The sequence below is a fragment of the Winslowiella toletana genome (assembly GCF_032164335.1).
In the GTDB taxonomy this organism is placed as follows: domain Bacteria; phylum Pseudomonadota; class Gammaproteobacteria; order Enterobacterales; family Enterobacteriaceae; genus Erwinia; species Erwinia toletana_A.
The window spans coordinates 4,768,704-4,794,853 of sequence record NZ_CP134152.1 but is presented as its reverse complement, the minus strand read 5'-3'; the positions used below and the strand labels follow the sequence as shown (position 1 = coordinate 4,794,853).

Below are 26,150 nucleotides of genomic sequence, written 5' to 3'. Positions count from 1 at the left end.
TTTGCCTTCCTTAAGCGTCGCGGTTCAGCCAGGCCATATAGTCAGCCACGCCTTCAGCAACGGTTTTAAACGGCTTGTCATAGCCCGCTGCACGCAGCTTGGTCAGGTCGGCCAGGGTAAATGCCTGGTAGCGTCCTTTCAGTTTTTCCGGGAACGGCACATACTCAATCTCACCTTTCTGGTGATAATTCAGCGCGGCATCCGCCACTTCCTGGAACGACTCGGCACGACCGGTGCCGCAGTTGTAAATGCCGGAAACGCCATTTTTCCAGAACCACAGATTCACCGCCGCCACATCTTCAACGTAAATAAAATCGCGCTTGAAGCTATCGCTGCCTTCAAACAATTTTGGATTCTCGCCGTTGTTCAACTGGGTATTCAGGTGGAAAGCGACGCTGGCCATGCTGCCTTTGTGGCCTTCACGCGGACCATAAACATTGAAGTAGCGGAAACCACAAATCTGCGACTCTGCTTCTGGCAAAATCTGGCGAACATACTGATCAAACAGTACTTTTGAGTAGCCGTAGACGTTCAGCGGCAGCTCATACTGACGCTCTTCAATAAAATCAGTATTACGACCGCCGTAAGTGGCTGCGGAAGAGGCGTAGAGGAAAGGAATTTCGCGTTCAAGGCAGAAGTGCAGCAGCTCTTTCGAATACTGATAATTGTTGTCCATCATGTACTTGCCATCCCACTCCGTAGTGGAAGAGCAGGCACCTTCATGGAATACCGCTTCGATAGGGCCGAAATCATCACCGGCAACCACGCTGGCGATAAAATCTTCTTTATCCATATAGTCAGTGATGTCCAGATCGACCAGATTGACGAACTTGGTGCCGTCTTTCAGGTTATCCACTACCAGGATGTCGTTAAAACCGTCGTTATTGAGTGCTTTAACAATATTGCTGCCGATAAAACCAGCGCCGCCAGTCACGATAATCATGAGCTTAACCTTAACCTTGAACAGTGGTATGAAACAGGAGGTTTCATACGCTTATAACTGACATCATAACATTTCATTGCCGGGCAGGCAGCCAGATGAGTCCGTAACGTAATGTAAGTAATCTTTCAGGGCGTGATATATGCTGCAAAAATGATAATCGGTAACGCAGATTATCGTTTAATGATTTTCTCTTCAGTAAGATATCCCGGACATTAGCCCGGAATGGAGGATAAACATGGCCGCAGATTTTTATCGTCAAATCAATGATCAACTGTCGCAGGCGCGTCAGGAAGGTCTGTTCAAAGAAGAGCGCATTATTACCTCGGCACAACAGGCCGATATCGAAGTGGGTGAAGGGAATCACGTCATCAACTTCTGCGCTAACAACTACCTGGGGCTGGCTAATCATCCGGCGCTGATTCTGGCGGCGAAAGAGGGTATGGAAAGCCATGGTTTCGGTATGGCCTCAGTGCGCTTTATCTGCGGCACGCAGGATACGCATAAACAGCTGGAAAAACGGCTGGCCGAGTTCCTCGGCATGGAAGATGCGATCCTCTACTCCTCCTGCTTCGATGCCAATGGCGGCCTGTTTGAAACGTTGCTCGGTGCGGAAGACGCGATTATCTCAGATGCGCTCAACCACGCTTCAATTATTGACGGCGTGCGTTTATGTAAAGCGAAACGTTATCGCTACGCTAATAACAATATGAGCGAGCTGAAAGCGCGGCTGGACGAGGCACAAGCAGCCGGTGCGCGACACATCATGATCGCGACCGACGGCGTATTTTCGATGGACGGGGTGATCGCTAACCTGAAAGCCGTGTGCGACCTGGCTGATGAATATGGCGCACTGGTTATGGTTGATGACTCTCATGCGGTAGGTTTTGTCGGTGCCAATGGGCGCGGCACCCATGAGTACTGCGACGTGATGGGCCGCGTGGATATTATTACCGGCACGCTGGGTAAAGCGCTGGGTGGCGCTTCCGGCGGCTATACCGCCGCGAAAAAAGAGGTGGTTGAGTGGCTGCGCCAGCGTTCACGACCTTATTTGTTCTCTAACTCGCTGGCTCCGGCGATTGTGGCTGCCTCAATTCGCGTGCTGGATTTGCTGGCCGAAGGCGACGGCTTGCGTCAGCGTCTGTGGGATAACGCCCGCTTCTTCCGTGAAGAGATGACCAAAGCTGGCTTTACCCTTGCCGGTGCCGACCACGCCATTATTCCAGTGATGCTGGGCGAGGCGACGGTAGCGCAGGAATTTGCGCGTCTACTACAGAAAGAGGGGATCTATGTCACCGGCTTCTTTTATCCGGTGGTGCCGAAAGGCCAGGCGCGTATCCGTACTCAGCTGTCGGCAGGGCACACTCACCAGCAGATTGTGCGGGCAGTTGACGCTTTTACGCGTATTGGTAAGCAACTTAAGGTTATCAGCTGAGGAGTGAAGAGATGAAAGCACTGGCGAAACTGAAAGCGGAAGAAGGTATCTGGATGACCGAGGCGCCCATTCCGCAGCCGGGCCATAACGATTTGCTGATTAAAATTCGTAAAACCGCCATTTGTGGCACTGATGTGCATATCTACAACTGGGATGAGTGGTCGCAGAAAACCATCCCAGTGCCAATGATTGTCGGGCATGAGTATGTCGGCGAAGTGGTGGCAGTTGGCCAGGAAGTGAATGGCTATCAGATTGGTGACCGCGTCTCTGGCGAAGGACATATTACCTGTGGACACTGCCGTAACTGCCGCGCGGGGCGTACGCACCTCTGCCGCAATACCATCGGCGTCGGCGTGAACCGTCAGGGCTGTTTTGCTGAGTATCTGGTGATCCCGGCGTTTAACGCCTTCAAAATCCCCGATAATATTTCCGATGAGCTGGCGGCGATTTTTGATCCGTTCGGTAATGCGGTGCACACTGCGCTGTCATTCGATCTGGTTGGCGAAGATGTGCTGATATCAGGAGCCGGGCCGATTGGCATTATGGCGGCGGCGGTGTGTAAACACGTCGGCGCGCGTAATGTGGTGATCACTGATGTAAACGACTATCGCCTTGGGCTGGCGCGTAAAATGGGCGTCACGCGCGCGGTTAACGTCAACACGGAAAATCTGAATGACGTGATGAGCGAACTGGGCATGACGGAAGGCTTTGACGTCGGGCTGGAAATGTCCGGCGCACCACCGGCTTTTCGCACCATGCTGAGCGTGATGAATCACGGCGGCCGTATTGCTTTACTGGGTATTCCCCCTTCTGAGATGTCGATTGACTGGAATCAGGTCATCTTCAAAGGGCTGTTTATCAAAGGGATTTACGGTCGTGAGATGTTTGAAACCTGGTACAAAATGGCTGCGCTGATTCAGTCCGGCCTTGATTTAACGCCGATAATTACTCATCGCTACAGTATCGATGATTTCCAGCAGGGCTTTGACGAGATGCGTTCCGGCAGATCCGGCAAAGTGATTTTAAGCTGGGATTAAGAAATAATGCAGGGGAGCCGCTTTCGGCTCCCTTGTAGAAAAGTCGACGTCAGAACAGGCTTCCCAGCGTCTTCGCAATATGTCCTTCGGCGATACTGTCGCCAATCACACCCAGTGCGCGTGTGGCTGGTACCGGTTGTTGTGGCAGTTTATTCACGCAGGTTTCAATACCCCGGAATGGATTACGCGGTTTAACCGGTGGAACGGGCTTACTCTCTGGCGGCAGCGGTTTATTATTAATCCGCTGTGGCTCGTTTAGTAACTGACTTGGCCGAACCAGCGTAATGTCACCAGGCAGAGTTGGCAGCATCTGTTGCAATACCCTGACGGTAGAAGGGTGCGGGTGACCAATGGCAATGGCTGAACCATCGCGCTGAGCAAGCCGTACCGCGCGGGTAAACTGCTTGCGGATCTCTGCTTCATTCTGATTATCATCAAGGAACACGCGGCGTTTAATCACTTTCACACTGGTGCCTGTCGCGGCGCGCGTTGACTGGCTGTTGCCGATAGTCATGCTATCGAGGAAGTAAAGGTTGTAGTGATCAAGCACCTGCATCACTTTTTGCATACCAAACAGGCTGGAAGTCATCGCGCTGCCCATATGGTTATTGAGACCGACCGCATAAGGTACATCCTTCACCGCTTCGCTGATAATACGCTCGATCTCTGCGCTGCTCATATCGGGACGTAAGGTATCTTTTTCCAGCGGCTGTTTGCTGAGCGGTGCCATTGGCAGATGGATTAACACTTCATGACCACGCTGATGGGCTTTGGTTGCCATTTCACGGGCGTGCGGCGCGTTTGGCAGTACCGCGACGGAGATTGCCTGTGGCATCTGCAAAACTTGATTTTCCTGCGCGGGGCGATAACCGAAATCGTCGATAACGATGGCCAGTTTGCCTGCATGGGCTGAGCTGGCAAGCAACATGCCGCCGAGCAGTGCGGTGAGTTTTAAGCGCTGAAACAAGACTTATTTTCCTAACCACGGCAGTGGATTGACGGCCTGTCCTTGTCGTCTGATTTCAAAATAGAGTGAAGGCGTGCCCCGGCCACCGCTGGTACCGACCAGTGCGATTGGCTGTCCTGCCCTAACCTGGGTTCCCACGCTCACCAGTGCACTTTGGTTGTAGCCATACAGGCTCATATCGCCTTTACCGTGCTCCACTACCACAACCAAACCGTAGCCTTGCAGCCAGTCGGCCATTAAGACCCGGCCATCTGCAATGGCTTTAACTTCAGTACCTTCGGGCGCATCAATCACCAGGCCTTTCCAGCGTAGCTCGCCCTGCAGCGTTTCGCCAAAGCGATGCTCAATTTTGCCGCGCACTGGCCACACCGCCTGACCGCCTGCGCGGCCCAGGCCACCGGTGCGTGACATCAGGGAACGTTCGCTTTCGGTGGGTTTGTAGGTGGTACCTTTGCTCTTCGCCTGCTGCTGGCGAGCGCGTACGCGCTCAGCTTCTTTTGCCTCACGTTCAGCACGCGCACGCGCTTCGCGCTCGGCTTTGGCAATTTTGTCCTGCAGGCGCGTCTGGTTCTGTCGCATTTCTACCAGCTGAGCCTGATCTTTCTCCAGCGACGACTCCAGCGTGGTGATGGTTTTCTGCCGCGCGGCACGCGCTTGCTCCAGCCTGGTTTGCTGATTCTGCTGCTCGCCCAGCAGTGATTTCTGCTGCGCCTGCTTACTTACCAGTGATGCTTTCTGCGTGGAGAGTTCAGTACGCGTCTGTTGTAACTTATCGATATTTTTTTGCCGCTCGGCGTTGAGATAGCCGAAATAGGCAAGAATACGTTCGCTGCGCTGGCTCTCTTCGCCACTCAGCACCAGTTCCACACCACTGTGTTGCCCCTGGCGAAAAGCGGCATCAAGCTGTTCTGACAGCAGTTTTTCTTGCTGGACTTGCTGAGTTTGCAGTTTATTAATCGACGCGGTCAGCGCGGCGATCTCTTTATTCAGGGAGGTCAGTGAGGTTTGCGTGTCGCGCAGTTTGCGGCTGGCCTGAGCGATAACTTTTTCCTGACTTTGCAATTGGTCGAGCAGTTTACTGCGCTGCTCTTTTTGCAGTTTGACGCTCTTTTCCTTCTCAGCGATATCCTGCTGGATGGATTTTAGCTGCGATTTATTATCGTCGGCGGCGTAGCCAGAAAAAGGCAACAGCAAAACGCCAGCGCACAGAACGCTGGCAGACAGAGTGGACAATCTTGAGCGTAACGGGATGCGTGTGGCTAATCCGTTAAACCGGGTCCGTTGATATGAAACTGTCGCTTTTTCCCTCACAGCAGGGATTATTCCACGATGAACAGCGGCTTACCAGTCATCTCTGCGGAGATTTCCATTTCATTCAGTGACAAATTACCGCTGATGCCGATGCCACTAATGCTGGCAGTGTGATTATTATTGCAACAGAGAGTTAAGAAACGCGGCTAATAGTGTCGCTATTCTGCCAGGTTAATACGATAAAATCAGGCTGACTCAGGCCATGAACGACGAAAGCCCCGAAACCTTTAGTTACATATGCCAGAGTTAATCTGTCCGTGCATTCAGCGCGACAAGCTTGAAGCAACAACGTAAAATATCTGGCGGCCTCACGCAGCCATTGCCTGGTAAATGACCGCTTAAGAACAAAGCAGCAGGGCAGCGAATAACAGTTTTCCGCGTGAAGGCACTTTTTTTTTAAATCTGCCTCATAAAACGTAACTCTGGCGGCTTCGCGACTGTACATGAGAAGTGGCGCAGGTATACTCAGAAACCTTGTTTTAGCTTATTAACCCTGTCGGGAGTTGTTACCCCTCATGCAAGAAATTATGCAATTCGCAAGCAATCACCCAATCCTGAGTCTGGCGTGGGTTGCTTTGCTGGTTCTGGTGATCTTTACCACCGTTAAGGGCATGTTCTCTAAGGTAAAAACCATTAGCCGTGGCGAAGCGACGCGCCAGATTAATAAAGAAGATGCCGTGGTAGTCGACGTGCGTTCGCGTGATGACTATCGTAAAGGTCATATTTCTGGCGCGATTAACATTGCGGCGGCAGATATCAAAAAGGGCAGTTTCGCTGAGCTTGAGAAGCATAAAGCTCAGCCTATTATTGTGGTTGATGCAACCGGAACGTCTGCAGCAGAATCTGCCGCTCAGCTGAATGCTGCTGGCTTTGCTCAGGTATCGGTGCTCAAAGAGGGTGTGTCGGGCTGGAGTGGTGATAATCTGCCTCTGGTTCGTGGAAAATAAAACTTTCGAGGTACAGTAAATGGCCAACGTAGAGATCTACACCAAAGCGACGTGTCCGTTTTGCCATCGTGCAAAAGCACTGCTGAGTGAAAAAGGCGTAGCGTTTCAGGAAATCCCGATTGATGGCGATGCCGTTAAACGAGAAGAGATGATTCAACGTAGCGGTCGCACCACCGTACCTCAGATATTTATTGATGCGCAGCACATTGGCGGCTGCGATGACTTATATGCGTTGGATGGACGCCAGGGGCTAGACCCGCTTTTGAAATGATGCTCCTCCAGGGCGATAACGGATTATTAACGAATAGGATTGAGTAAAATGTCAGAACAAAACTCCAGCGAAATGTCTTTCCAGATCCAACGTATCTACACTAAAGATATTTCTTTTGAAGCGCCGAATGCACCACAGGTTTTCCAGAAAGAGTGGGAGCCGGAAGTTAAGCTGGATCTGGACACCGCATCCAGCTCGCTGGCAGATGATGTTTTCGAAGTGGTGCTGCGTGTGACGGTAACGGCTACCGTTGAAGAAGATACTGCGTTCCTGTGTGAAGTTCAGCAGGCAGGTATCTTTAGCATTTCCGGTATCGAAGGCAACCAGATGGCACATTGCCTGGGTGCATACTGCCCGAACATTCTGTTCCCGTATGCTCGTGAGTGCATTACCAGCCTGGTTTCACGCGGTACTTTCCCGCAGTTGAACCTTGCGCCAGTTAACTTTGATGCGCTGTTTATGAACTATCTGCAGCAGCAAGGTGAAGGTGCAGAAGTCCGTCAGGATGCCTGATGAATAAGCTGAACGCGTCTATGACCGTTATCGGTGCCGGTTCTTACGGCACCGCTTTGGCAATCACGCTGGCCCGCAATGGCCATAACGTGTTGATGTGGGGCCATAACCCGCAGCATCAGGCGCAACTTCAGGCCGATCGCTGCAATGTTGCTTTCCTTCCCGACGTTCCCTTTCCCGACACCTTACTGCTTGAAAGCGATCTCCAGCGAGCCATCGACGCCAGTCGTGATTTGCTGGTGGTGGTGCCGAGCCATGTCTTTGGTGACGTATTGCGTCAGATAAAGCCACTGTTACGCGCTGACTCGCGTATTGTCTGGGCAACGAAAGGGCTGGAAAAAGAGACTGGCCGACTGTTGCAGGATGTAGCCCGTGAAATTCTCGGTGATGACATTCCGTTAGCGGTAATCTCTGGCCCCACCTTTGCGAAAGAGCTGGCTGCCGGTTTACCGACGGCGATTGCACTGGCGGCAACCGATACGCAATTTGCTGACGATTTGCAGCAGTTATTACACTGTGGCAAAAGCTTCCGTGTCTATAACAACTCTGACTTTATTGGCGTGCAGCTAGGCGGCGCGGTTAAAAATGTTATCGCGATTGGTGCCGGTATTTCCGATGGCATTGGTTTCGGCGCTAACGCCCGCACCGCGCTGATTACCCGCGGCCTGACGGAAATGACTCGTCTGGGTACTGCTTTGGGTGCCGATCCCACCACCTTTATGGGAATGGCAGGGCTGGGCGATCTGGTACTGACCTGTACCGATAATCAGTCACGTAACCGCCGTTTTGGCATGATGCTGGGGCAGGGTGTGGATGTTGAAAGCGCGCAGACGACCATTGGCCAGGTGGTAGAAGGTTACAGAAATACCAAAGAAGTCAAAGCTTTGGCTGCGCGATACGGTGTTGAGATGCCGATAACTGAGCAAATTTATCAGGTATTATATTGCGAAAAAAGTGCTCGCGAGGCAGCATTAACTTTGCTGGGGCGCGCAAGGAAGGACGAAAACAGCAGCAACTGATGCCGGATGCACAGCAATTCACCTGAAGCGTACCGCTTAACTGTGCGCTGCTTTTTTATGGGGAGAGAGTAATGTCGTCTGAAGAGTTAGAACTGGTCTGGAATAATATCAAAGCGGAAGCGCGCGCGCTTGCGGATTGCGAACCGATGCTGGCCAGCTTTTACCATGCGACATTACTGAAGCATGAAAATCTCGGCAGTGCGCTGAGCTACATGCTGGCGAATAAACTCGCTAACCCGATAATGCCCGCTATCGCGATTCGTGAAATTGTTGAAGAAGCTTATCGCAATGATCCGTCGATGATTGCCTCGGCGGCCTGTGATATTCAGGCGGTGCGCCAGCGTGATCCGGCGGTAGACAAGTATTCCACTCCACTGCTTTATCTGAAGGGTTTCCATGCGTTGCAGGCTTATCGCATTGGTCACTGGCTGTGGAATGAAGGCCGCCGTGCGCTGGCGGTTTATCTGCAAAACGAAATCTCCGTTTCCTTTGCCGTTGATATTCATCCTGCTGCGCGCATTGGTCACGGCATCATGCTCGATCATGCAACCGGTATTGTAATTGGTGAAACCGCGGTGATTGAGAATGATGTTTCGATTCTGCAATCGGTGACGCTGGGCGGTACCGGCAAAACCAGTGGCGATCGTCACCCGAAGATTCGCGAAGGGGTGTTAATTGGCGCTGGCGCCAAGATCCTCGGCAATATCGAAGTGGGCCGTGGTGCGAAAATTGGCGCCGGTTCCGTGGTATTGCAACCGGTGCCGCCGCACACTACGGCCGCTGGCGTGCCAGCGCGTATCGTCGGTAAACCCGGTAGCGAAAAGCCATCGATGGAGATGGATCAGCATTTTAATGGCATGGTGCCAGGTTTCGAATTTGGCGACGGAATTTGACTGATATTTCTGCAACCCGCCGCCCAACGGTGGGTTATTTGATGACGGCTCCGGCGTAATCGAGCTGTCGCCACGCCTCATATACCACCACTGAAACTGCATTCGATAAATTCATACTGCGACTGTCAGGCTGCATTGGAATGCGGATTTTTTGCTGCGCCGGAAGTACGTCGAGGATCGAGGCTGGCAAGCCGCGTGTCTCAGGGCCAAACAGCAGATAATCGCCCGCCTGATAACTTACTGCGCTGTGCGCAGGCGTTCCTTTAGTGGTCAGGGCAAATAGCCGCTGTGGCGCTTCAGCGCTCAGGAATGCCGCATAGTCAGCATGACGTTTGATATCTGTGAACTCGTGATAATCGAGACCAGCACGACGCAGGCGTTTATCGTCCCAGGTAAAACCCAGTGGTTCAATCAGATGCAACTGGAAGCCGGTATTGGCGCACAGGCGGATAATATTTCCGGTATTTGGTGGGATTTCAGGTTCAAATAATACGATATTTAACATCAGTAGCAGCCCTCAATAGCGAGGGCTGCAGGATAGCAAAATATTAACGGCTGGAGTACAGCGGTAGCCACATGGTCAGGCGTAACCCCCCCAACGGACTGTCATCGGCCTTGACCCAGCCTCGATGCTGCTGAATCGCGGTTTCAACGATCGCCAGACCCAGCCCGGTGCCACCGGATTCGCGGTCGCGTGCTTCATCTGTACGGTAGAATGGACGGAATATTTGTTCACGGTCTGCTTCACTGACGCCCGGGCCGTCATCATCGACATGCACGGTAATCCCCTGATTATCCACTGAAAAACTTACAGAGATCTTTGAGTGAGAATAACGCAGCGCATTGCGCACGATATTTTCCAGCGCGCTGTCCAGTGCATTCGGATTACCGTAAAGCGGCCAGGGTCCCGGTGGATAAGGAATTTCCAGCGTCTTGCCCATCTGCTCTGCTTCAAACCTGGCATCATCCAGCACGCCAGACCACAGCTGATTGGCTTTCATTGCTTCGCTGATCAGCGCGTTCTTATGCTGGGTGCGTGACAGCACCAGCAGATCGTTGATCATGCCGTCCAGCCTTTGCGCTTCAGTCTCAATACGTTGCAGCTCCTTGCCTTCACCCTGACGACGGCGCATCAGCGCAGTGGCCAGTTGCAGGCGAGTCAGCGGAGTACGCAGCTCATGAGAGATGTCAGAGAGTAACCGTTGCTGACCGGTCATCATGCGTTCCAGCGCGCTGACCATCTGATTAAAGCTCGAACCCGCAGCAAGGAACTCTTGCGGCCCGGCTTCCAATTCCGGATGCTGGCGCAGATTGCCGCTGGCGACTTCATCCGCCGCATATTTCAGCTTACGCGCTGGTTTTGCCAGGCTCCAGGCTAACCACAGTAACAGTGGCGAGCTGATTAACATGGTAACAATCAGCAGCAGTAAAGGGCGGTCAAACAGCAAATTGATAAAATCCAGCTGGGAACTGCCGGCCGGACGAATCAAATACAGCTGATAGTTGTCTTCGCCATCACTCACCGAGAAAGGGCCAGCCAGCTCAATACGGCCATATTTCTTTTTCTGTGGATGATCGGCGTTATCAGACTGGCCGATAAAGTTACGAATGATCTGCATTTCATTATGCTGAGCGCCAATCACCCGACCTTCACTGGTGACTAATAACAATCGCTGACCCGGCGGCGCCCATTTTTCAATGGCGCGGAACAACCGCCGCCACCACATCAGATCATTAGGCGGATCGTGTCCCAGCTCGGCTTCAACATGCTGTTCGATCATGATTCCCTGTCGCTGCTCACTTTCGAGCAGCGAAGTCATCTGGCGGGAATCAAGTTTGGGAACCATCAGTACCAGCATCAACACCAGCGCCAGAGTTAACCAGAAAATGGCGAAGATGCGGGTGGTCAAACTGCTTATCATGTTGCGGAGACCATTAAATATCCGCGTCCACGTAAGGTTTTGAACCACGGGTGCCCGTCACGGCGTTCAGGGAGTTTGCGGCGAAGGTTAGAGATATGCATATCAATAGCACGGTCAAACGGTGTCAGTCGTTTGCCCAGCACTTCCTGACTGAGATGTTCACGCGAGACGACCTGGCCAAGATGCTGTGCCAGTAAGTAGAGCAGCGTAAACTCAGTGCCGGTCAGATCGAGCGTGATGCCATCAAAGCTGGCTTCCTGACGACCAGGATTCAGGCGCAGGAAATCGACTTCCAGCGTCGGAGAACTGTTGTCATGCTGCTGCTGTTGTTCGCTCCAGTTAGAACGACGCAGAATCGCACGTATACGCGCGACCAGCTCGCGATCGTTAAATGGCTTAGGTAAGTAGTCATCTGCACCCAGTTCCAGCCCCAGAACGCGATCCAGCTCGCTTCCGCGTGCTGTAAGCATAATGACTGGCGTCTGATGCTGCTGACGTAACTCTTTTAACGTGTCGATACCGTTTTTCTTCGGCATCATCACATCGAGCAATAACAGATCAATTGAGCTGTCGAGGATACTGAGTGCCTGTTCGCCATCACTGGCAACCACCACATCAAATCCTTCCATTTCTAACAATTCTTTAAGTAGCGAAGTTAATTCGCGGTCATCATCAACCAACAGGATTTTATTCATTTTTATTTCCCTCCGAAGGCAAAATACCTTGATCCAATGGCGTCAATCCATCGCTTTACGTAGTTTTACACCCCCTGACGCTAGTTTGCAGCCATCTCCGTAAACTGGACCTCGTTGAATCGAAATACGGAAACGTAACCGGGAGTGAACGATGCGCAACTTAAGCGCCGTCGTCATGGCTTTAGCGATGGTGGTCAGTCTCTCCAGCGCATGGGCAGCAGACGTAACGACGATTGACGAGATGCATCAACAGGATGATGGATTGACGAATCGCAGTATGGCGCAAAATTCGCAAACTCACATGTTTGATGGCATCAATCTGACAGAGCAACAACGTCAGCAAATGCGAGACCTGATGCAGCAAGCGCGCCATGAACGTTCTCCCATTAGTCTTAGTGATTTAGAAACTATGCATGACTTAGTCATTGCAGAAAAATTTAACGAAACGGCCGTCAAGGCTCAGGCAGAAAAGTTAGCACAGGCACAGGTTGCCAGGCAGGTCGAAATGGCCCGCGTACGTAACCAGATGTATCACCTGCTAACGCCAGAGCAGCAGGACGTTTTGCAAAAGCGTCACCAGCAGCGCATGAGTGAATTGCGCAGGCTAACGAACATGCAGCAAGCTTCACCGCTGCAGGCAGTGAGAAGTACCGGCAGTAACCAGTAACATAGTATCCCTGTTTTTCCTTGCCATAGACACCATCCCTGTCTTCCCCCTCATGATGAGGGGGTTTTTTTTTATGATTTTCACGAAAAAAAACCAGCCCTGAAACCTGTCAGCATTTTAATGCGCTTTTAAATTTCCTTCAGTGTGCACGTAATGTGGGCAGACTTATCATCTGGCACTATCCCTGTGCCGCCCCCCGCCCTGATTAGCCAAGCAATGTGACAATGCGGCCGGTATTTTGTGGTGTACACCACATTGATTTGTACTCACCAGACATCATTCCATACGAAAAATGCAGCGGCAGTGCTGCGCGCTCTGCATGCTCATGCGCGCTAACAAGGTTATTCCACATCATAATGGTGCCCAGTGAGTGGTTCCTGATGTCCGTGTCATAGCCGATATTGATAAAATCCACAAAAAAACCCAACTTAGATGTGGAGGTAATCAGCAGCTGCACGCCGACGGGATCACCGCGCCATAACGCTATTTTTCCAAAAAAATCATTATGGTAAGTTGAGAAAAAAGATTTTGTCGTCTCGCAGAGCTTCACCTGTTTTTGTCTTCTTTTCGCAAACAGTTGATGATAAGAATCATGCAAAAATGCTGAACTGATATCACCCACATCGACAAACTCGCCGCCAGACTCAAGAAAGTTTCTCACTTCGCGGTTTCTGTTGTAACGGACCTTTTTAGAGAATCCTTCTCTCAGGCAACGTGAATAGGCTACCTGCCGCCGGGAGAAAAGGTTAAAGGAAGCGTTTCTGAAGTTTCGAGTATGCGCGCTGAGGCTTTTAGACTTGAAAGGGGCGACGCACTGCACGTTTTCTTTGAAAGGTGGGATCACGCAGAAGGCGGGTAGCGGCATGCCGCCGGTTTGCATCTTTGGGTTCTTATAGTCGTTGGCAATCCATCCATTATCCAGGCACACAGCGCCTGACAACTCGCCTTTACGCCTGTAAGCAAGAAACTTTAAAGCAGCCCCATTATTTAAAAAGAACGTTAAAAACCTGGCTGATGACTCAGAGTTATAGCCAAATTGATTGCAACACTGCGTGTAATCACTGATTGAGCAATCCTCCCAGCCCATAAATTTCCTTATATACACGGCCCCTCCCAAATAAGGTTAGTGGTGTTATTGCCTTGTTAATTATTAATTAACTAAATATAAGTTTGCTATTTAGATGACTGATAGTATTGGGTTATTTTGAGACTTGGATATTAGCGAGTTAGAGGATACCAGGGAAGACAAGGCAAAACCCACGGCTGGCAGCTTTTATATCGACTGGGAAAATATGCAGAAGTGAACAATAATTAACCTATTGTTTTAAAATGAAAAAATTAATAGCGGCCAGGATTTTTTCCGTATGCTCATTGATGCAGGCATACTTTTTTTTGCTTTAATTTAAGTATACTTACACTCCAACTTTGGAGGAGCACAGTATGGATCCTCAATACGCGCGCCTGGTTAATGCGGCGGCTATCGCGGCAACGGTATTGGCCTCGCTGTTGCTGATTATTAAAATTTTCGCCTGGTGGCATACCGGATCGGTCAGCGTGCTGGCCGCGCTGGTAGATTCTCTGGTCGATATCGCCGCCTCGCTGACCAACCTGTTAGTGGTGCGCTACTCCCTGCAACCGGCCGATGCGGAACATACTTTTGGACATGGCAAAGCCGAGTCGCTGGCGGCACTGGCGCAGAGTATGTTTATTTCTGGATCGGCGCTGTTCCTGTTTCTGACCGGCCTGCAGCACCTTGCCAGCCCTGGCACGATGCACGCACCGCTGGTTGGAATTATCGTTACGGTTATCGCACTTATTTCCACGCTGTTTCTGGTCGCCTTTCAACGCTGGGTGGTGCGCAAAACGCGCAGCCAGGCAATTCGGGCCGATATGCTGCACTATCAATCGGATGTGGTGATGAACGGCGCGATATTGCTGGCGCTGGCACTAAGCTGGTATGGTTTTTCACGCGCGGATGCCCTGTTCGCACTGGGTATCGGCGTCTGGATACTCTATTGCGCGCTACGAATGGGCTATGAAGCGGTTCAGTCATTGCTGGATCGCGCCTTACCGGACAGTGAGCGCGACGATATTATTGATATTGTCACTGCCTGGCCCGGCGTGCGCGGTGCACATGATTTGCGTACTCGTCAGTCAGGCCCGACGCGCTTTATTCAGCTGCACCTTGAGATGGACGATCACTTACCGCTGGTACAGGCGCATCGGGTTGCTGAGCAAATTGAGCAGGCATTGCTGTTAAGATTCCCCGGTGCGGATATTATTATCCATCAGGATCCCTGTTCCGTGGTTCCTGCTGATCGTCAGGGTTTTTTTGAATTATAATGTAATAAAATTAACCAGATAGCAGTCAGAAGGTTCAAAGATTATCCGTTAGCAAAAAATTTTGCGGAAACTTGTCTGACCTGAATCAATTCAGCCTGAAGTGTTTGATATACTATGTGTCATTATTAGTCTTCGGCTCAATTTCTGTTTTAGGCGTCGTGGCCCATTCGGCGCACTGAATTCATCATTTTGTATCAACAAGTTCAGAGGTTGTCATGATCAAAAAAATCGGTGTACTGACAAGTGGCGGCGACGCCCCAGGGATGAACGCAGCTATTCGTGGGGTTGTCCGCGCCGCACTGAGTGAAGGACTTGAAGTTTTTGGTATTTATGATGGCTATCTGGGTTTGTATGAAGACCGGATGATTAACCTGGATCGCTACAGCGTCTCCGACATGATTAACCGTGGCGGCACCTTCCTTGGTTCGGCGCGTTTTCCTGACTTCCGCAACGAAGATGTGCGTGCGGTAGCGATTGAAAACATGAAGAAGCGTGGTATTGACGCGCTGGTGGTTATCGGTGGCGACGGCTCATATATGGGTGCTAAGCGTCTGACTGAAATGGGCTTCCCTTGTATCGGTCTGCCAGGCACCATCGACAATGACGTTGCAGGAACCGACTATACCATCGGCTATTTCACCGCGCTGGAAACCGTGGTGGAAGCGATTGACCGCCTGCGTGACACTTCCTCTTCTCACCAGCGTATCTCTATCGTTGAAGTGATGGGGCGCTACTGCGGTGATTTGACGCTGGCGGCGGCGATTGCCGGTGGTTGCGAATTTATCGTGTTGCCAGAAATCCCTTACACCCGTGAAGAGTTGGTGGAAGAGATAAAAGCGGGGATCGCCAAAGGTAAGAAGCATGCCATTGTGGCGATTACCGAGCATATCTGCGATATCGATGAGTTAGCGAAGTATATTGAGACGGAAACCAAGCGTGAAACCCGCGCAACGGTGCTGGGGCATATCCAGCGCGGCGGTGCGCCGGTAGCTTATGACCGTATTCTGGCTTCACGTATGGGTGCTTACTCTATCGAACTGCTGCTGCAGGGTTATGGTGGTCGCTGCGTCGGTATTCAGAATGAAAAAATGGTGCACCACGACATCATTGACGCAATTGAAAATATGAAGCGTCCGTTTAAAGGCGACTGGCTGGATACCGCGAAAAAGCTCTACTGATTAACACCTTTCTTTCAAGGCGCTGGGTTCAGCGCCTTTCTTATGCACTCTCTTATTCTCTTGGGTTATAAAAGCTACTTTTTAATTCTTTAAGTCGCGCAATGGTTTGTGTCACGCTTCTGGCATAACAACTTTGGGAGAGTGTGCGATGAATAAGTGGAGTGTGGGATTTACCCTGTTACTGGCCTCAACCAGCGTGCTGGCAAAAGATATTCAGCTGTTGAATGTGTCCTACGATCCAACGCGTGAACTGTACGAGCAGTACAACAAAGCGTTCAGCGCACACTACAAGCAAGAGACCGGTGATAATGTGGTGATTCGTCAGTCCCACGGTGGTTCCGGCAAGCAAGCAACTTCGGTGATTAACGGTATTAAAGCCGATGTGGTCACCCTGGCGCTGGCTTCCGATGTCGACGCGATTGCTGAACGCGGCCGCATTGATAAAAACTGGATTAAACGCCTGCCGGACAACTCTGCCCCTTACACTTCAACCATCGTATTCCTGGTGCGTAAAGGCAATCCAAAACAGATCCACGACTGGCCAGATTTGGTTAAGCCGGGCGTGGCGGTGATTACACCAAATCCGAAAACCTCTGGCGGCGCACGCTGGAACTATCTGGCGGCATGGGGCTACGCGCTGGATCAGAATAATGGCGATCAGGCGAAAGCGCAGGAGTTCGTCAAAGCGCTGTTTAAAAATGTTGAGGTACAGGATTCCGGCGCACGCGGTGCCACCAATACCTTCGTGGAGCGCGGTATTGGCGATGTGCTGATTGCCTGGGAGAATGAAGCTTACCTGGCGGTGAACAAGTTAGGGAAAGATAAGTTTGAAATTGTTACGCCGAGCGAATCCATTCTGGCTGAGCCAACCGTTTCTGTAGTGGACAGAGTGGTCGACGAGCGTGATTCACGCAAAGTTGCCGATGAATATCTGAAGTATCTCTATTCGCCACAGGGGCAGGAGATTGCTGCGCAAAACTATTATCGTCCGCGTGATGCTGAAGTGGCGAAGAAATTTGCCAGCACCTTCCAGCCGGTGAAGCTGTTTACTATTGATAATAAGTTTGGTGGCTGGACCAACGCGCAAAAAACCCACTTTGCCGAAGGCGGCAGCTACGACCAGATAATGAAGCGCTGACCAATCTAAAAAAGAGCGACATTGATTGTCGCTCTTTTTTTGCCTGTCGGTTACGTGACTTTTATCGTTGGTTCAGCGACTATCTGCGCAGACTCTCAAATCAGGTTAATGCAGATGCAAGGAAGAGACCGCGCGGTTACTGTAGTGATGCTGCTGATCGCCGCGCTGGTGGTGGGGCTGGCAATTGCCGCCTTCAGTTTCCATAAAAACAGTGATGCGCTGTGGCAGATTGTCAGCCAGCAGTGTGTGCCAGGCCTGCAACAGAAGGGTATTCCCGCCCCCTGCGAGCATGTCGATATCAGCCAGGGCTATGTGACTTTTAAAGATCGCAACGGTCCGCTGCAATACTTGTTAATGCCGGTAGCCAGAATCACCGGTATCGAAAGTCCGCTGGTGCTTAATCATCAGACCGCAAACTTCTTTTATTACTCCTGGCAGCAGCGCGATTTAATGGCGAGAAAGCGCGGTGCGCCGGTGCCAGACAGCGCGATTTCTCTGGCGATAAATTCTGAGTATGGGCGGACGCAAAATCAGCTGCATATCCATATTTCCTGTCTGCGTCCTGATGTGCGCCAGCAGCTTGATCGGCTGGCTCCGGCGCTGGATGAGCAGTGGCAGTCAGAGAAAATACTGAACCACGTTTATTTGATCAGAACGCTGACCCGTGAGCAGCTGGCGCAACAGAGTGTGTTTATCCGTTTAGCCGGGGAAGTACCGGGTGCGGCTGGGCAAATGGGTAAATATGGGCTGGCGCTGGCGATGTTACCGGACGGTCGTCTGGCACTGATGGCGATCGAACGTAACTGGCTTAAGTTAAACCGGGCATCGGCTGAGGAGATACAGGATCATAGCTGTAAGATTCTGTAGGAATGAATGCTTTGCACGGTGCAAAGCATTCATGCGGGCGGCGAGAAAACCGCCCGTGCAATCAGATATTACTTTTTGGCTTCGGCTGCTGCTTTCACGATAACCGCAAAGGCATCAGCTTTCAGCGACGCACCGCCAACCAGCGCGCCGTCAATATCCGGCTGGGTAAACAGTTCAGCGGCATTTTTATCGTTTACAGAACCGCCGTACTGAATGATCACCTGGTTAGCGATAGCAGCATCTTTTTTGGCGATATGGTCACGGATAAATTTGTGAACCGCTTGTGCCTGTGCAGGCGTGGCAGATTTACCGGTGCCGATTGCCCAAACTGGCTCATAAGCAACAACTACGCCTTCGAATGCTGCTGCACCCTGAGTTTCCAGTACCGCATCAAGCTGGCGTGCACAGACTTCTTCGGTTTTACCCGCTTCGTTCTCTGCTTCAGTTTCACCGATGCACAGCACTGGAATCAGACCAGCAGCCTTCAGCACGGCAAACTTCTTAGCGATAAACTCATCGCTCTCATGGTGATAAGTACGACGCTCAGAATGGCCGATGATGATGTATTTTGCGCCGATATCTTTCAGCATATCCGCTGAAACTTCACCGGTGAACGCGCCTGACAGATTTACGTCAACGTTCTGTGCGCCCAGAGCAATGTGGCTGCCGGAAATGGCGTGTTTAGCCTGATCCAGATACATCACCGGTGGGGCGATAGCAACGCCGCAGCCATCAACAGTGCTGAGCTCTTTACGCAGAGCCTCGATCAACTCGTTGACCATGTGTTTGTTGCCGTTCAGTTTCCAGTTACCCATCACTAATGGATGTCGCATCATATCCTCCACGCTTAACGTGATACTTTAAATAGCACTGCTTTTCAGCAGTGAGGTCTGCAGACAGTATAGAGATCAAAACCCCTAAAGGCTTTGCTTTTCGTCATATTTGCCCGAGCTGTTAAGGGGTTGCCAGCGCCAGTTTTATTGGCTCAACGGCAAACGTCAGCCCTTTTTCACCGTTATCTGCGATGACAAAGCGCAGTGCGCCTTCCGTCTGGGTAAAGTAACGCGATCCCTTACCTTTGTTCAGTAAATTATTCAGGCGTTTAGCTGCATCCTCGGCGGATATTCCCGGCTCGAAAAAGCGCAGCATTGCTGCCATATAGGCCAATGCTTTATCGTGTGCGCTCTTTTCTTCCGGCCCCTGAATTGGCAACCAGGTGATCTGAATAGTTTTAATCTTTCCGGTGCCGTGTTCCAGCGCGGTTGAGCTGTAAAGATTTTCGTTAATTTTGCTGGCGGCGCGCGTCAGGTTACTTTTGTCATCGCGATCTTCGATGGCGCGGTATTCACTGATCGGCAGATCGGGGTTTGCCGTATTATATTGTTCACGAAACTGGGCGATAGTCATATCGAAGGTGGGTGAGCCTGCCAGCAGGTAAGGGGCAGTTGGCATATGTTCGGTGCGATCCTGCGGTTCGGGATCGGCCCAGGCCGGATGCAATAATAAACAGCCATATAGTAACGCGGCACCTGCGGCTTTCTTCATTTTGTTGGCCCTAACCAGTAAACTCAGGCAACGATTAAAACGGTTTTTACCCGCCAAAGTCAAAAGCTGCGGCCAATAATTCATGCTTCTCGGGACTTTTTAATGACCTTACAACAATGGTGCTTTTCATATCGTGGCCGTCTTAGCCGGCGCGATTTCTGGATTTGGCAGGGTGTGTGGCTTGTCGCAATGGTGGTGTTGTTCACGCTGGCGGGTAATAACTGGGTTGATACGCAAATGGCGGCCTTCTGCGTGGTCTGCCTGCTGTGGCCTGCCAGTGCAGTGATGGTCAAGCGTTTGCATGACCGCAATAAAAAGGGCTGGTGGGCATTGCTGATGATCCTGGCGTGGATGCTGCTGGCCGGTAACTGGACGATGTTTAACGGCACATGGCAGTGGGCACTGGGCCGGTTTGTACCCACGCTAATCTTTGTGATGATGCTACTCGATCTCGGGGTATTCACCGGCACCGCGGGTGAGAATCGTTTTGGCAGCGAAGCACGGCCGGTAAACTATTTTGGTAAACCTGATTACCAGTAGTGTTCACTGGTCATATGGCCAGGTTTGCGGCGCAGATGTTTGCGCATCTGGCGTGACTCTTTCAGCAACTGCTGGGTGTCACGCACCATCTGAGGATTACCGCACAGCATTATATGACTGGTTTCAGCATCCATCGTCAAACCCACTGCTGCTTCCAGTTGCCCGCTCTCAATAAGCGCAGGCACGCGGCCGGTCAACGAACCGGCAACCTCTTCACGGCTGACGACCGTCTGAATATGCAGTTTACCGTTATAGCGCTGCTGTAATTGTTGCATCAGCGGCAGGTAGCTGAGATCGGCGGCGAAGCGCGCAGCATGCACCAGCACGATATTGCTAAAGCGATCGAGATTTTTGCTTTCCTGTAAAATAGACAGGTAGGGACCGATGGCAGTGCCGGTCGCCAGCATCCACAGTGTTTCACACTCGGGCACCTCTTCCAGCACAAAGAACCCCGCAGCGTCTTTGGTAATCATCACCTCGTCACCTGGCGTTAAGGCATGCAGCCGCGGGCTCAGTTTACCTTCCGGTACTGTGACCAGGTAAAACTCAAGATTATCGTCGCTGGGCGCATTGACGTAGGAGTAAGCACGCTGCACGCGCTCGCCATCAACTTCCAGTGACAGTTTTGCAAACTGACCGGCGGTAAATGGCGCGACAGGGGCATTGACTGTGATACTGAACAAACTGTCGGTCCAGTTGGTCACTTTGGTCACTTTTCCGGTGATCCACTCAGCCATGTAAACTCCTTAGTGGTTGATTTGTGGCATGCGAAACCTGCCTTGGCTCATCTTCGCCAGTGTGTGATGATTTTTCTACCCCCCTGGCAGCGGCAAAGCTCATATCGACAAACTTTTCGCCCTTTCAGCCACCATTGCGTAAAACTAACTGTACAGCAGTGCGCAGTTTCAGTGACATCCTGGTCTCAGCTGTTTCAGCTTGTCCTCTCGATTTGTCATCAATTCCTGATATTTTCTCCGCCATTAATCTTAGCTTGCCCGGTATTTTCTGTCTGACGGAAAGTACGGCGACGTTCGTTCTGCAGAAGTTATCATGAAGAAAATTGAAAACAGTCACCTGTTAGTGATGTTGATTGTGCTGGTGGCCGTCGGCCAGATGGCGCAAACCATCTATGTTCCGGCCATGGCGACCATCGCGGATGCGTTTAACGTGCGCGATGGCGCGGTGCAACGGCTAATGGCGGCCTATCTGATCACTTACGGCGCTTCACAGCTGCTGTATGGCCCGTTGTCCGACAGCTTTGGTCGGCGGCCGATTATTTTAATCGGTATGGCGATCTTTATTACCGGCGCTATTGCTGCATTGTTTGCACCCACTTTCGATAGCCTGATCTTCGCCTGCGCGTTGCAGGGGATGGGAACCGGTGTGGCTGGCGTAATGGCGCGCACCATGCCGCGCGACCTGTATGCCGGCGCAGCGTTACGCCACGCTAATAGCCTGCTGAATATGGGTATTCTGGTCAGCCCGTTACTGGCACCGGTGATTGGCGCCGTGTTAACCCATCTGTTTGGCTGGCACGCCTGTTTTGCCTTTCTGCTGATTCTGTGTCTGGGCGTCAGCGGCGCGATGTTGCGCTGGCTGCCGGAAACCCGGCCTGAGCCGCAGGATAAGCGCCCGCTGTTTTCGCGCTATCGCCCACTGCTGGCCGATACCACTTTTGTGCGTTATCTGATTATGCTGATCGGGGCGCTGGCGGGTATTGCGGTATTTGAGGCCAGCTGCGGCGTGCTGATGGGTGGTGTACTAAAGCTAAGCGCACTGACCGTCAGTATTCTGTTTATTCTGCCGATTCCGGCGGCATTTTTTGGTGCATGGTATGCCGGGCGCGATAATAAATCGTTTAACACGCTGATGTGGTATTCGGTTAACAGCTGTCTGCTGGCGGGAATGATGATGTGGGTCCCGGCGTGGTTTGGCATCATGAACATCTGGACGCTAATTGTGCCCGCGGCGCTGTTCTTTTTCGGCGCGGGAATGCTTTTTCCGCTGGCGACGACCGGTGCGATGGAGCCTTATCCTTATCTGGCAGGTACTGCTGGTGCGCTGGTCGGCGGTATGCAGAATTTAGGATCGGGGCTGACTGCCTGGCTGTCAGCAATGCTGCCGCAGAACGGGCAGTTCAGCCTCGGCATGCTGATGTTTGCCATGGCAATGCTGATACTGGTTTGCTGGTGGCCTTTGTCAAAAAGACCGGAACCGCAGGCTGTCTGACGAAATACTGAGGGCCAGACGTCTCTGGCCCTGGCCGCATTATAAAATATATTCCTGCAGGCTGGTGTCTTTACGATCGAGGTAGTGAATAGACTGAATGCGGCGAATGGTGCGCGATTTGCCACGGATCAGCAGGGTTTCCGTGGTGGCGATATTGCCGTTGCGCGTAATGCCTTTCAGCAGGTCGCCGCTGGTAATGCCAGTAGCAGCAAAAACCACATTATCGGTACGCGCCATCTCATCCAGCTGCAATACCTTACCGGCAGTAATGCCCATCTGCTCGCAGCGCTCCAGTTCCTGCTCGCCAATGCGGCGGTTGTCGGCGTTATCCCCTTTTACCACGTGACGTGCCAGCAAACGCCCCTGCATATCACCATCTAAAGCGCGGATCACCGCAGCGGAGACCACGCCTTCTGGCGCGCCGCCGATGCCATAAAGCACGTCGACTTCACTGTCCGGCATGCAGGTCAGAATCGATGCGGCAACATCACCATCAGGAATAGCAAAGACGCGAACGCCCAGCTGCTGCATCTGTTTTATTACGGCGTCGTGGCGCGGCTTGGCAAGGATCGTGACGGTGAGTGCCGCCAGCGGTTTGCCCAGCGCCAGTGCAATGCGCTGTAAATTCTCGTCCAGTGGCAGATTAAGATCGATACTGCCTTTCGCGCCTGGGCCGACAATCAGCTTTTCCATATACATATCCGGCGCATGCAGAAAGGTGCCTTTATCGCCGACGGCCAATACCGCCAGTGCATTGGCCTGGCCCATGGCGGTCATGCGGGTGCCTTCGATAGGATCGACGGCAATATCGACTGCATCGCCGTTGCCGGTACCGACTTTCTCGCCAATATACAGCATTGGCGCTTCATCAATTTCGCCTTCGCCAATCACGATCTGCCCGTCGATATCCACTTTATTCAGCATGATGCGCATGGCATGAACGGCAGCGCCATCGGCGATATTTTTATCTCCGCGTCCTAACCACTTATATCCGGCCAGCGCGGCGGCTTCGGTAACGCGTGAAAATTCAATGGCGAGTTCTCGTTTCATGACATGCCTCGGAGGGAGTTAAAGAGGCAAGGAGTTTATCACAGTTGGTGGCAGGCAAAACTTCAGCGAATGCGCATCGTTAACAGCAGGGGAGCCGTTGTTGGCTCCCCTGTTGATGGCTTACAAGCTGCTTATCCCGTATGGGGTAAAGCATTACTCGTCGTGATCTTCCCAGGATTTCGCACGGGCAACCGCTTTCTGCCAGCCGGCATAACGGTAGTTACGCTCGGTGGTTTCGATGCTGGGACGGAATTCACGTTCAATGACCGATTTGGCGCGAACTTCCTCGAGATCTTTCCAGAAACCGACGGCCAGGCCGGCGAGGTAAGCGGCACCCAGTGCGGTAACTTCACGCACTTCCGGGCGCTCAACGCGGGTGCCAAGAATGTCGGACTGGAACTGCATCAGGAAGTTATTGGCAACCGCACCGCCATCAACACGCAGCGACTGCAAGCGGGTGCCGGCATCAGCCTGCATCGCTTCCAGCACGTCACGCGTCTGATAAGCGATGGATTCCAGCGTAGCACGAATAATATGGTTCGCATTTGCACCGCGCGTCAGGCCGAAGATTGCGCCACGCGCATACGGGTCCCAGTACGGAGCACCCAGGCCGGTAAATGCCGGAACCACGTATACGCCGTTGGTATCCTTCACCTTGGTGGCGAAGTATTCTGAATCTTCAGACTCGCTGATGAGCTTCATTTCATCACGCAGCCACTGAATTGACGCGCCACCGATAAATACAGCACCTTCCAGCGCATAGTTCACTTCACCGCGTGGACCACAGGCGATGGTGGTCAGCAGTCCATGGGTGGAGGTTACGGCTTCGGTGCCGGTATTCATCAGCATAAAGCAGCCGGTACCGTAGGTGTTTTTCGCCATCCCTTCAGTGACGCACAGCTGGCCATACAGCGCCGCCTGCTGATCACCGGCAATACCGGCGATAGGAATACGCGTGCCGCCTTTACCACCAATATTGGTCTGGCCGTAAACTTCGGAGGACTTACGTACCTCTGGCAGCATTTCGCGCGGGATATCAAGGATATCCAGCATGCGCTGATCCCATTCCAGTTTATGAATATCAAACATCATGGTACGCGAGGCGTTGGTAAAGTCGGTGATATGTACCCGTCCCTGAGTCATTTTCCAGATCAGCCAGGTATCCACGGTACCGAACAGCAACTCACCACGTTTGGCGCGCTCACGAGCGCCTTCAACGTGATCGAGAATCCATTTTACTTTAGTACCGGAGAAATACGGGTTAATTACCAGCCCGGTAGTATGGCGAATGTACTCTTCCAGACCTTCTTTCTTCAGTTTTTCGCAAAAGTCAGCGGTACGCGGGCACTGCCAGACAATGGCGTTATAAATCGGTTTGCCGGTCTCTTTATCCCAGACAATCGCAGTTTCACGCTGGTTGGTGATACCAATCGCGGCGATTTGATCCGAATTAATGTCGGCTTTTGCCAGCACTTCAACCAGCGTCGAGCTTTGTGAAGCCCAGATTTCCATCGGGTCGTGCTCAACCCAGCCCGTTTTTGGGTAAATCTGCTGAAATTCACGCTGTGAGACGGCGATGATATTCGCATCATGATCCAGTACTACAGCACGTGAGCTGGTGGTGCCCTGGTCGAGCGCGACGATGTATTTTTTCTCTGTAGTCATAATCAATTCCTGATGGTGTAAAAGATGGGCACAATTACGCTTTACGTTGTTCTGCGCGTGCAGGCTTTTCAGCCTCTTCTTTATCAGCGACACAAACATCGCACGGCAAGTGACGACCTATCAAAGCACGATAGCCGAATGCGCCCAGACATGCGCCCACTAAAGGTCCGAAAATCGGCACGAGGAAATAGGGAACCTCACGGCCACCGGTGAAGGCTATGTCGCCCCAGCCTGCTGCCCAGGCAAACAGCTTAGGTCCGAAATCACGAGCCGGGTTCAGTGCAAAGCCGGTCAGTGGGCCCATTGAAGCACCAATCACCGCAATCAGCAGGCCGATCAGCAGCGGTGCCAGTGGGCCACGTGGAATGCCGTTACCGTCATCAGTCAGCGCCATAATCAGCGCCATTAATACCGCAGTAATCACCATTTCAATCAAAAATGCCTGCCCGGTTCCTACCAGTGAATTCGGATAGGTCGAGAAGATGCCTGCCAGGTCGAGGCTTTCTGTCGAGCCGCGCACAATCTGATGTGTTTCTTCAAAATTGAAAAACAGATTGTAGTAAAGACCGTATACCAGCGCTGCGGCACAAAAGGCCCCGGCAACCTGGGCGACAATATAAGGGACGACTTTACGACGATCGAAGCAGGCGAACAGCCACAGCGCGATGGTGACCGCCGGATTGAGATGAGCACCGGAGATAGCGGCGCTCAGATAGATCGCCATCGATACGCCGAGACCCCAGATAATACTGATTTCCCACTGGCCGAAACTGGCGCCGGCTAACTTCATTGCTGCGACGCATCCTGCGCCGAAGAAGATGATCAAACCGGTTCCGAGGAACTCGGCGATGCACTGACCTTTAAGCGTACTTGTTGCTGTCTGGCTCATAATGAAATTCCTGAAGGCGAGGTTAAGTGTTGTCGGTCTTTGTTCTCTGTCCGTGAGTGACCCCGATCTAATGTAGGGCTTATGTGAAT

27 protein-coding genes are annotated in these 26,150 nt (G+C 52.0%); 14 read left to right on the top strand and 13 right to left on the bottom strand.

Annotated elements, in window-relative coordinates; genetic code table 11:
• Positions 1-10 precede the first annotated feature (10 nt).
• The gene (gene rfaD, locus RIN69_RS21795; RefSeq protein WP_313854531.1) at positions 11-943 is read right to left on the bottom strand and encodes an ADP-glyceromanno-heptose 6-epimerase; all 933 of its coding nucleotides are present in this window, start codon (positions 941-943) and stop codon (positions 11-13) included.
• Positions 944-1,178: 235 nt separating this feature from the next.
• On the opposite strand from rfaD, the gene kbl reads away from it, so the two are divergent.
• Positions 1,179-2,375 (top strand): glycine C-acetyltransferase, encoded by a 1,197-nt coding sequence (gene kbl, locus RIN69_RS21790; protein ID WP_313854529.1) that lies wholly within the window; start codon positions 1,179-1,181, stop codon positions 2,373-2,375.
• Between the two features lie 11 nt (positions 2,376-2,386).
• Positions 2,387-3,412, top strand: coding sequence for an L-threonine 3-dehydrogenase (gene tdh / locus RIN69_RS21785; RefSeq protein WP_313854528.1), 1,026 nt, complete (start codon positions 2,387-2,389; stop codon positions 3,410-3,412).
• A 49-nt stretch (positions 3,413-3,461) separates the two neighbouring features.
• Here the strand turns inward: tdh and RIN69_RS21780 are convergent, their stop codons facing one another.
• Positions 3,462-4,379: a divergent polysaccharide deacetylase family protein gene (locus RIN69_RS21780; RefSeq protein ID WP_390902470.1), complete on the bottom strand. Its 918-nt coding sequence runs from the start codon at positions 4,377-4,379 to the stop codon at positions 3,462-3,464.
• A 3-nt stretch (positions 4,380-4,382) separates the two neighbouring features.
• Positions 4,383-5,690, bottom strand: a complete 1,308-nt coding sequence (gene envC, locus RIN69_RS21775) for a murein hydrolase activator EnvC (RefSeq protein ID WP_313854527.1) — start codon at positions 5,688-5,690, stop codon at positions 4,383-4,385.
• 515 nt (positions 5,691-6,205) lie between these two features.
• On the opposite strand from envC, the gene RIN69_RS21770 reads away from it, so the two are divergent.
• The 5 genes from RIN69_RS21770 (at position 6,206) to cysE (ending at position 9,333) form a co-directional block, all read left to right on the top strand.
• Entirely contained in the window at positions 6,206-6,637 is a 432-nt protein-coding gene (locus RIN69_RS21770; RefSeq protein ID WP_313854526.1) for a rhodanese-like domain-containing protein, read from the top strand.
• Between the two features lie 19 nt (positions 6,638-6,656).
• Positions 6,657-6,908 carry a glutaredoxin 3 gene (gene grxC, locus RIN69_RS21765; RefSeq protein WP_313854523.1) on the top strand — a complete coding sequence of 84 codons (252 nt, stop codon included), beginning with the start codon at positions 6,657-6,659 and terminating at the stop codon, positions 6,906-6,908.
• 48 nt (positions 6,909-6,956) lie between these two features.
• Entirely contained in the window at positions 6,957-7,421 is a 465-nt protein-coding gene (secB, locus tag RIN69_RS21760) for a protein-export chaperone SecB (protein WP_313854521.1), read from the top strand.
• The gene (gene gpsA / locus RIN69_RS21755) at positions 7,421-8,440 is read left to right on the top strand and encodes an NAD(P)H-dependent glycerol-3-phosphate dehydrogenase (RefSeq protein WP_313854520.1); all 1,020 of its coding nucleotides are present in this window, start codon (positions 7,421-7,423) and stop codon (positions 8,438-8,440) included. Before secB ends, gpsA begins: the two co-directional genes overlap by 1 nt.
• A gap of 71 nt (positions 8,441-8,511) precedes the next feature.
• Positions 8,512-9,333 (top strand): serine O-acetyltransferase, encoded by an 822-nt coding sequence (gene cysE / locus RIN69_RS21750; RefSeq protein WP_313854518.1) that lies wholly within the window; start codon positions 8,512-8,514, stop codon positions 9,331-9,333.
• A gap of 34 nt (positions 9,334-9,367) precedes the next feature.
• Here cysE and trmL read toward each other — a convergent pair whose 3' ends face one another.
• The 3 genes from trmL to cpxR are packed head-to-tail and all read right to left on the bottom strand — an operon-like array spanning position 9,368 to position 11,950.
• On the bottom strand, positions 9,368-9,838 hold the full coding sequence (trmL, locus tag RIN69_RS21745; protein WP_313854517.1) for a tRNA (uridine(34)/cytosine(34)/5-carboxymethylaminomethyluridine(34)-2'-O)-methyltransferase TrmL: 471 nt from the start codon (positions 9,836-9,838) through the stop codon (positions 9,368-9,370).
• Positions 9,839-9,881: 43 nt separating this feature from the next.
• On the bottom strand, positions 9,882-11,255 hold the full coding sequence (cpxA, locus tag RIN69_RS21740; protein ID WP_313854516.1) for an envelope stress sensor histidine kinase CpxA: 1,374 nt from the start codon (positions 11,253-11,255) through the stop codon (positions 9,882-9,884).
• A complete protein-coding gene (cpxR, locus tag RIN69_RS21735; protein ID WP_313854515.1) occupies positions 11,252-11,950 on the bottom strand; it encodes an envelope stress response regulator transcription factor CpxR in 699 nt (232 codons plus the stop codon). Before cpxR ends, cpxA begins: the two co-directional genes overlap by 4 nt.
• Before the next feature lie 151 nt (positions 11,951-12,101).
• Here cpxR and cpxP point away from each other — a divergent pair, with 151 nt between their 5' ends.
• Positions 12,102-12,617: a cell-envelope stress modulator CpxP gene (gene cpxP / locus RIN69_RS21730; RefSeq protein WP_313854513.1), complete on the top strand. Its 516-nt coding sequence runs from the start codon at positions 12,102-12,104 to the stop codon at positions 12,615-12,617.
• Between the two features lie 205 nt (positions 12,618-12,822).
• On the opposite strand, the gene RIN69_RS21725 is transcribed toward cpxP, so the two are convergent.
• Positions 12,823-13,704, bottom strand: coding sequence for a GNAT family protein (locus RIN69_RS21725; RefSeq protein WP_313854512.1), 882 nt, complete (start codon positions 13,702-13,704; stop codon positions 12,823-12,825).
• Between the two features lie 353 nt (positions 13,705-14,057).
• On the opposite strand from RIN69_RS21725, the gene fieF reads away from it, so the two are divergent.
• The 4 genes from fieF (at position 14,058) to RIN69_RS21705 (ending at position 18,143) form a co-directional block, all read left to right on the top strand.
• Positions 14,058-14,960, top strand: coding sequence for a CDF family cation-efflux transporter FieF (gene fieF, locus RIN69_RS21720; RefSeq protein WP_313854511.1), 903 nt, complete (start codon positions 14,058-14,060; stop codon positions 14,958-14,960).
• A 215-nt stretch (positions 14,961-15,175) separates the two neighbouring features.
• Positions 15,176-16,138, top strand: a complete 963-nt coding sequence (pfkA, locus tag RIN69_RS21715; RefSeq protein WP_313854509.1) for a 6-phosphofructokinase — start codon at positions 15,176-15,178, stop codon at positions 16,136-16,138.
• 148 nt (positions 16,139-16,286) lie between these two features.
• Positions 16,287-17,276, top strand: coding sequence for a sulfate ABC transporter substrate-binding protein (locus RIN69_RS21710; protein WP_313854507.1), 990 nt, complete (start codon positions 16,287-16,289; stop codon positions 17,274-17,276).
• Between the two features lie 114 nt (positions 17,277-17,390).
• On the top strand, positions 17,391-18,143 hold the full coding sequence (locus RIN69_RS21705) for a CDP-diacylglycerol diphosphatase (RefSeq protein ID WP_313854506.1): 753 nt from the start codon (positions 17,391-17,393) through the stop codon (positions 18,141-18,143).
• A gap of 68 nt (positions 18,144-18,211) precedes the next feature.
• Here RIN69_RS21705 and tpiA read toward each other — a convergent pair whose 3' ends face one another.
• On the bottom strand, positions 18,212-18,976 hold the full coding sequence (tpiA, locus tag RIN69_RS21700; protein WP_313857835.1) for a triose-phosphate isomerase: 765 nt from the start codon (positions 18,974-18,976) through the stop codon (positions 18,212-18,214).
• Positions 18,977-19,097: 121 nt separating this feature from the next.
• Positions 19,098-19,688 carry a YiiQ family protein gene (locus RIN69_RS21695; RefSeq protein ID WP_313854505.1) on the bottom strand — a complete coding sequence of 197 codons (591 nt, stop codon included), beginning with the start codon at positions 19,686-19,688 and terminating at the stop codon, positions 19,098-19,100.
• Positions 19,689-19,790: 102 nt separating this feature from the next.
• Between RIN69_RS21695 and RIN69_RS21690 the strand changes: the two genes are divergently transcribed.
• Positions 19,791-20,228, top strand: coding sequence for a DUF805 domain-containing protein (locus RIN69_RS21690; protein WP_313854504.1), 438 nt, complete (start codon positions 19,791-19,793; stop codon positions 20,226-20,228).
• Here RIN69_RS21690 and fpr read toward each other — a convergent pair.
• Positions 20,219-20,965, bottom strand: coding sequence for a ferredoxin--NADP(+) reductase (gene fpr / locus RIN69_RS21685; RefSeq protein ID WP_313854502.1), 747 nt, complete (start codon positions 20,963-20,965; stop codon positions 20,219-20,221). The two genes, RIN69_RS21690 and fpr, sit on opposite strands and share 10 nt — an antisense overlap.
• Positions 20,966-21,278: 313 nt before the next feature.
• Here fpr and emrD point away from each other — a divergent pair, with 313 nt between their 5' ends.
• The gene (gene emrD, locus RIN69_RS21680) at positions 21,279-22,457 is read left to right on the top strand and encodes a multidrug efflux MFS transporter EmrD (RefSeq protein ID WP_313854501.1); all 1,179 of its coding nucleotides are present in this window, start codon (positions 21,279-21,281) and stop codon (positions 22,455-22,457) included.
• Between the two features lie 39 nt (positions 22,458-22,496).
• Here the strand turns inward: emrD and glpX are convergent, their stop codons facing one another.
• From glpX to RIN69_RS21665, 3 genes are all read right to left on the bottom strand, one after another.
• Complete coding sequence (glpX, locus tag RIN69_RS21675; protein ID WP_313854499.1) at positions 22,497-23,507, bottom strand: class II fructose-bisphosphatase; 1,011 nt, start codon at positions 23,505-23,507, stop codon at positions 22,497-22,499.
• A 153-nt stretch (positions 23,508-23,660) separates the two neighbouring features.
• Complete coding sequence (gene glpK, locus RIN69_RS21670; RefSeq protein ID WP_313854497.1) at positions 23,661-25,172, bottom strand: glycerol kinase GlpK; 1,512 nt, start codon at positions 25,170-25,172, stop codon at positions 23,661-23,663.
• Positions 25,173-25,206: 34 nt separating this feature from the next.
• Positions 25,207-26,061, bottom strand: coding sequence for an MIP/aquaporin family protein (locus RIN69_RS21665; RefSeq protein WP_313854496.1), 855 nt, complete (start codon positions 26,059-26,061; stop codon positions 25,207-25,209).
• Positions 26,062-26,150: the final 89 nt, after the last annotated feature.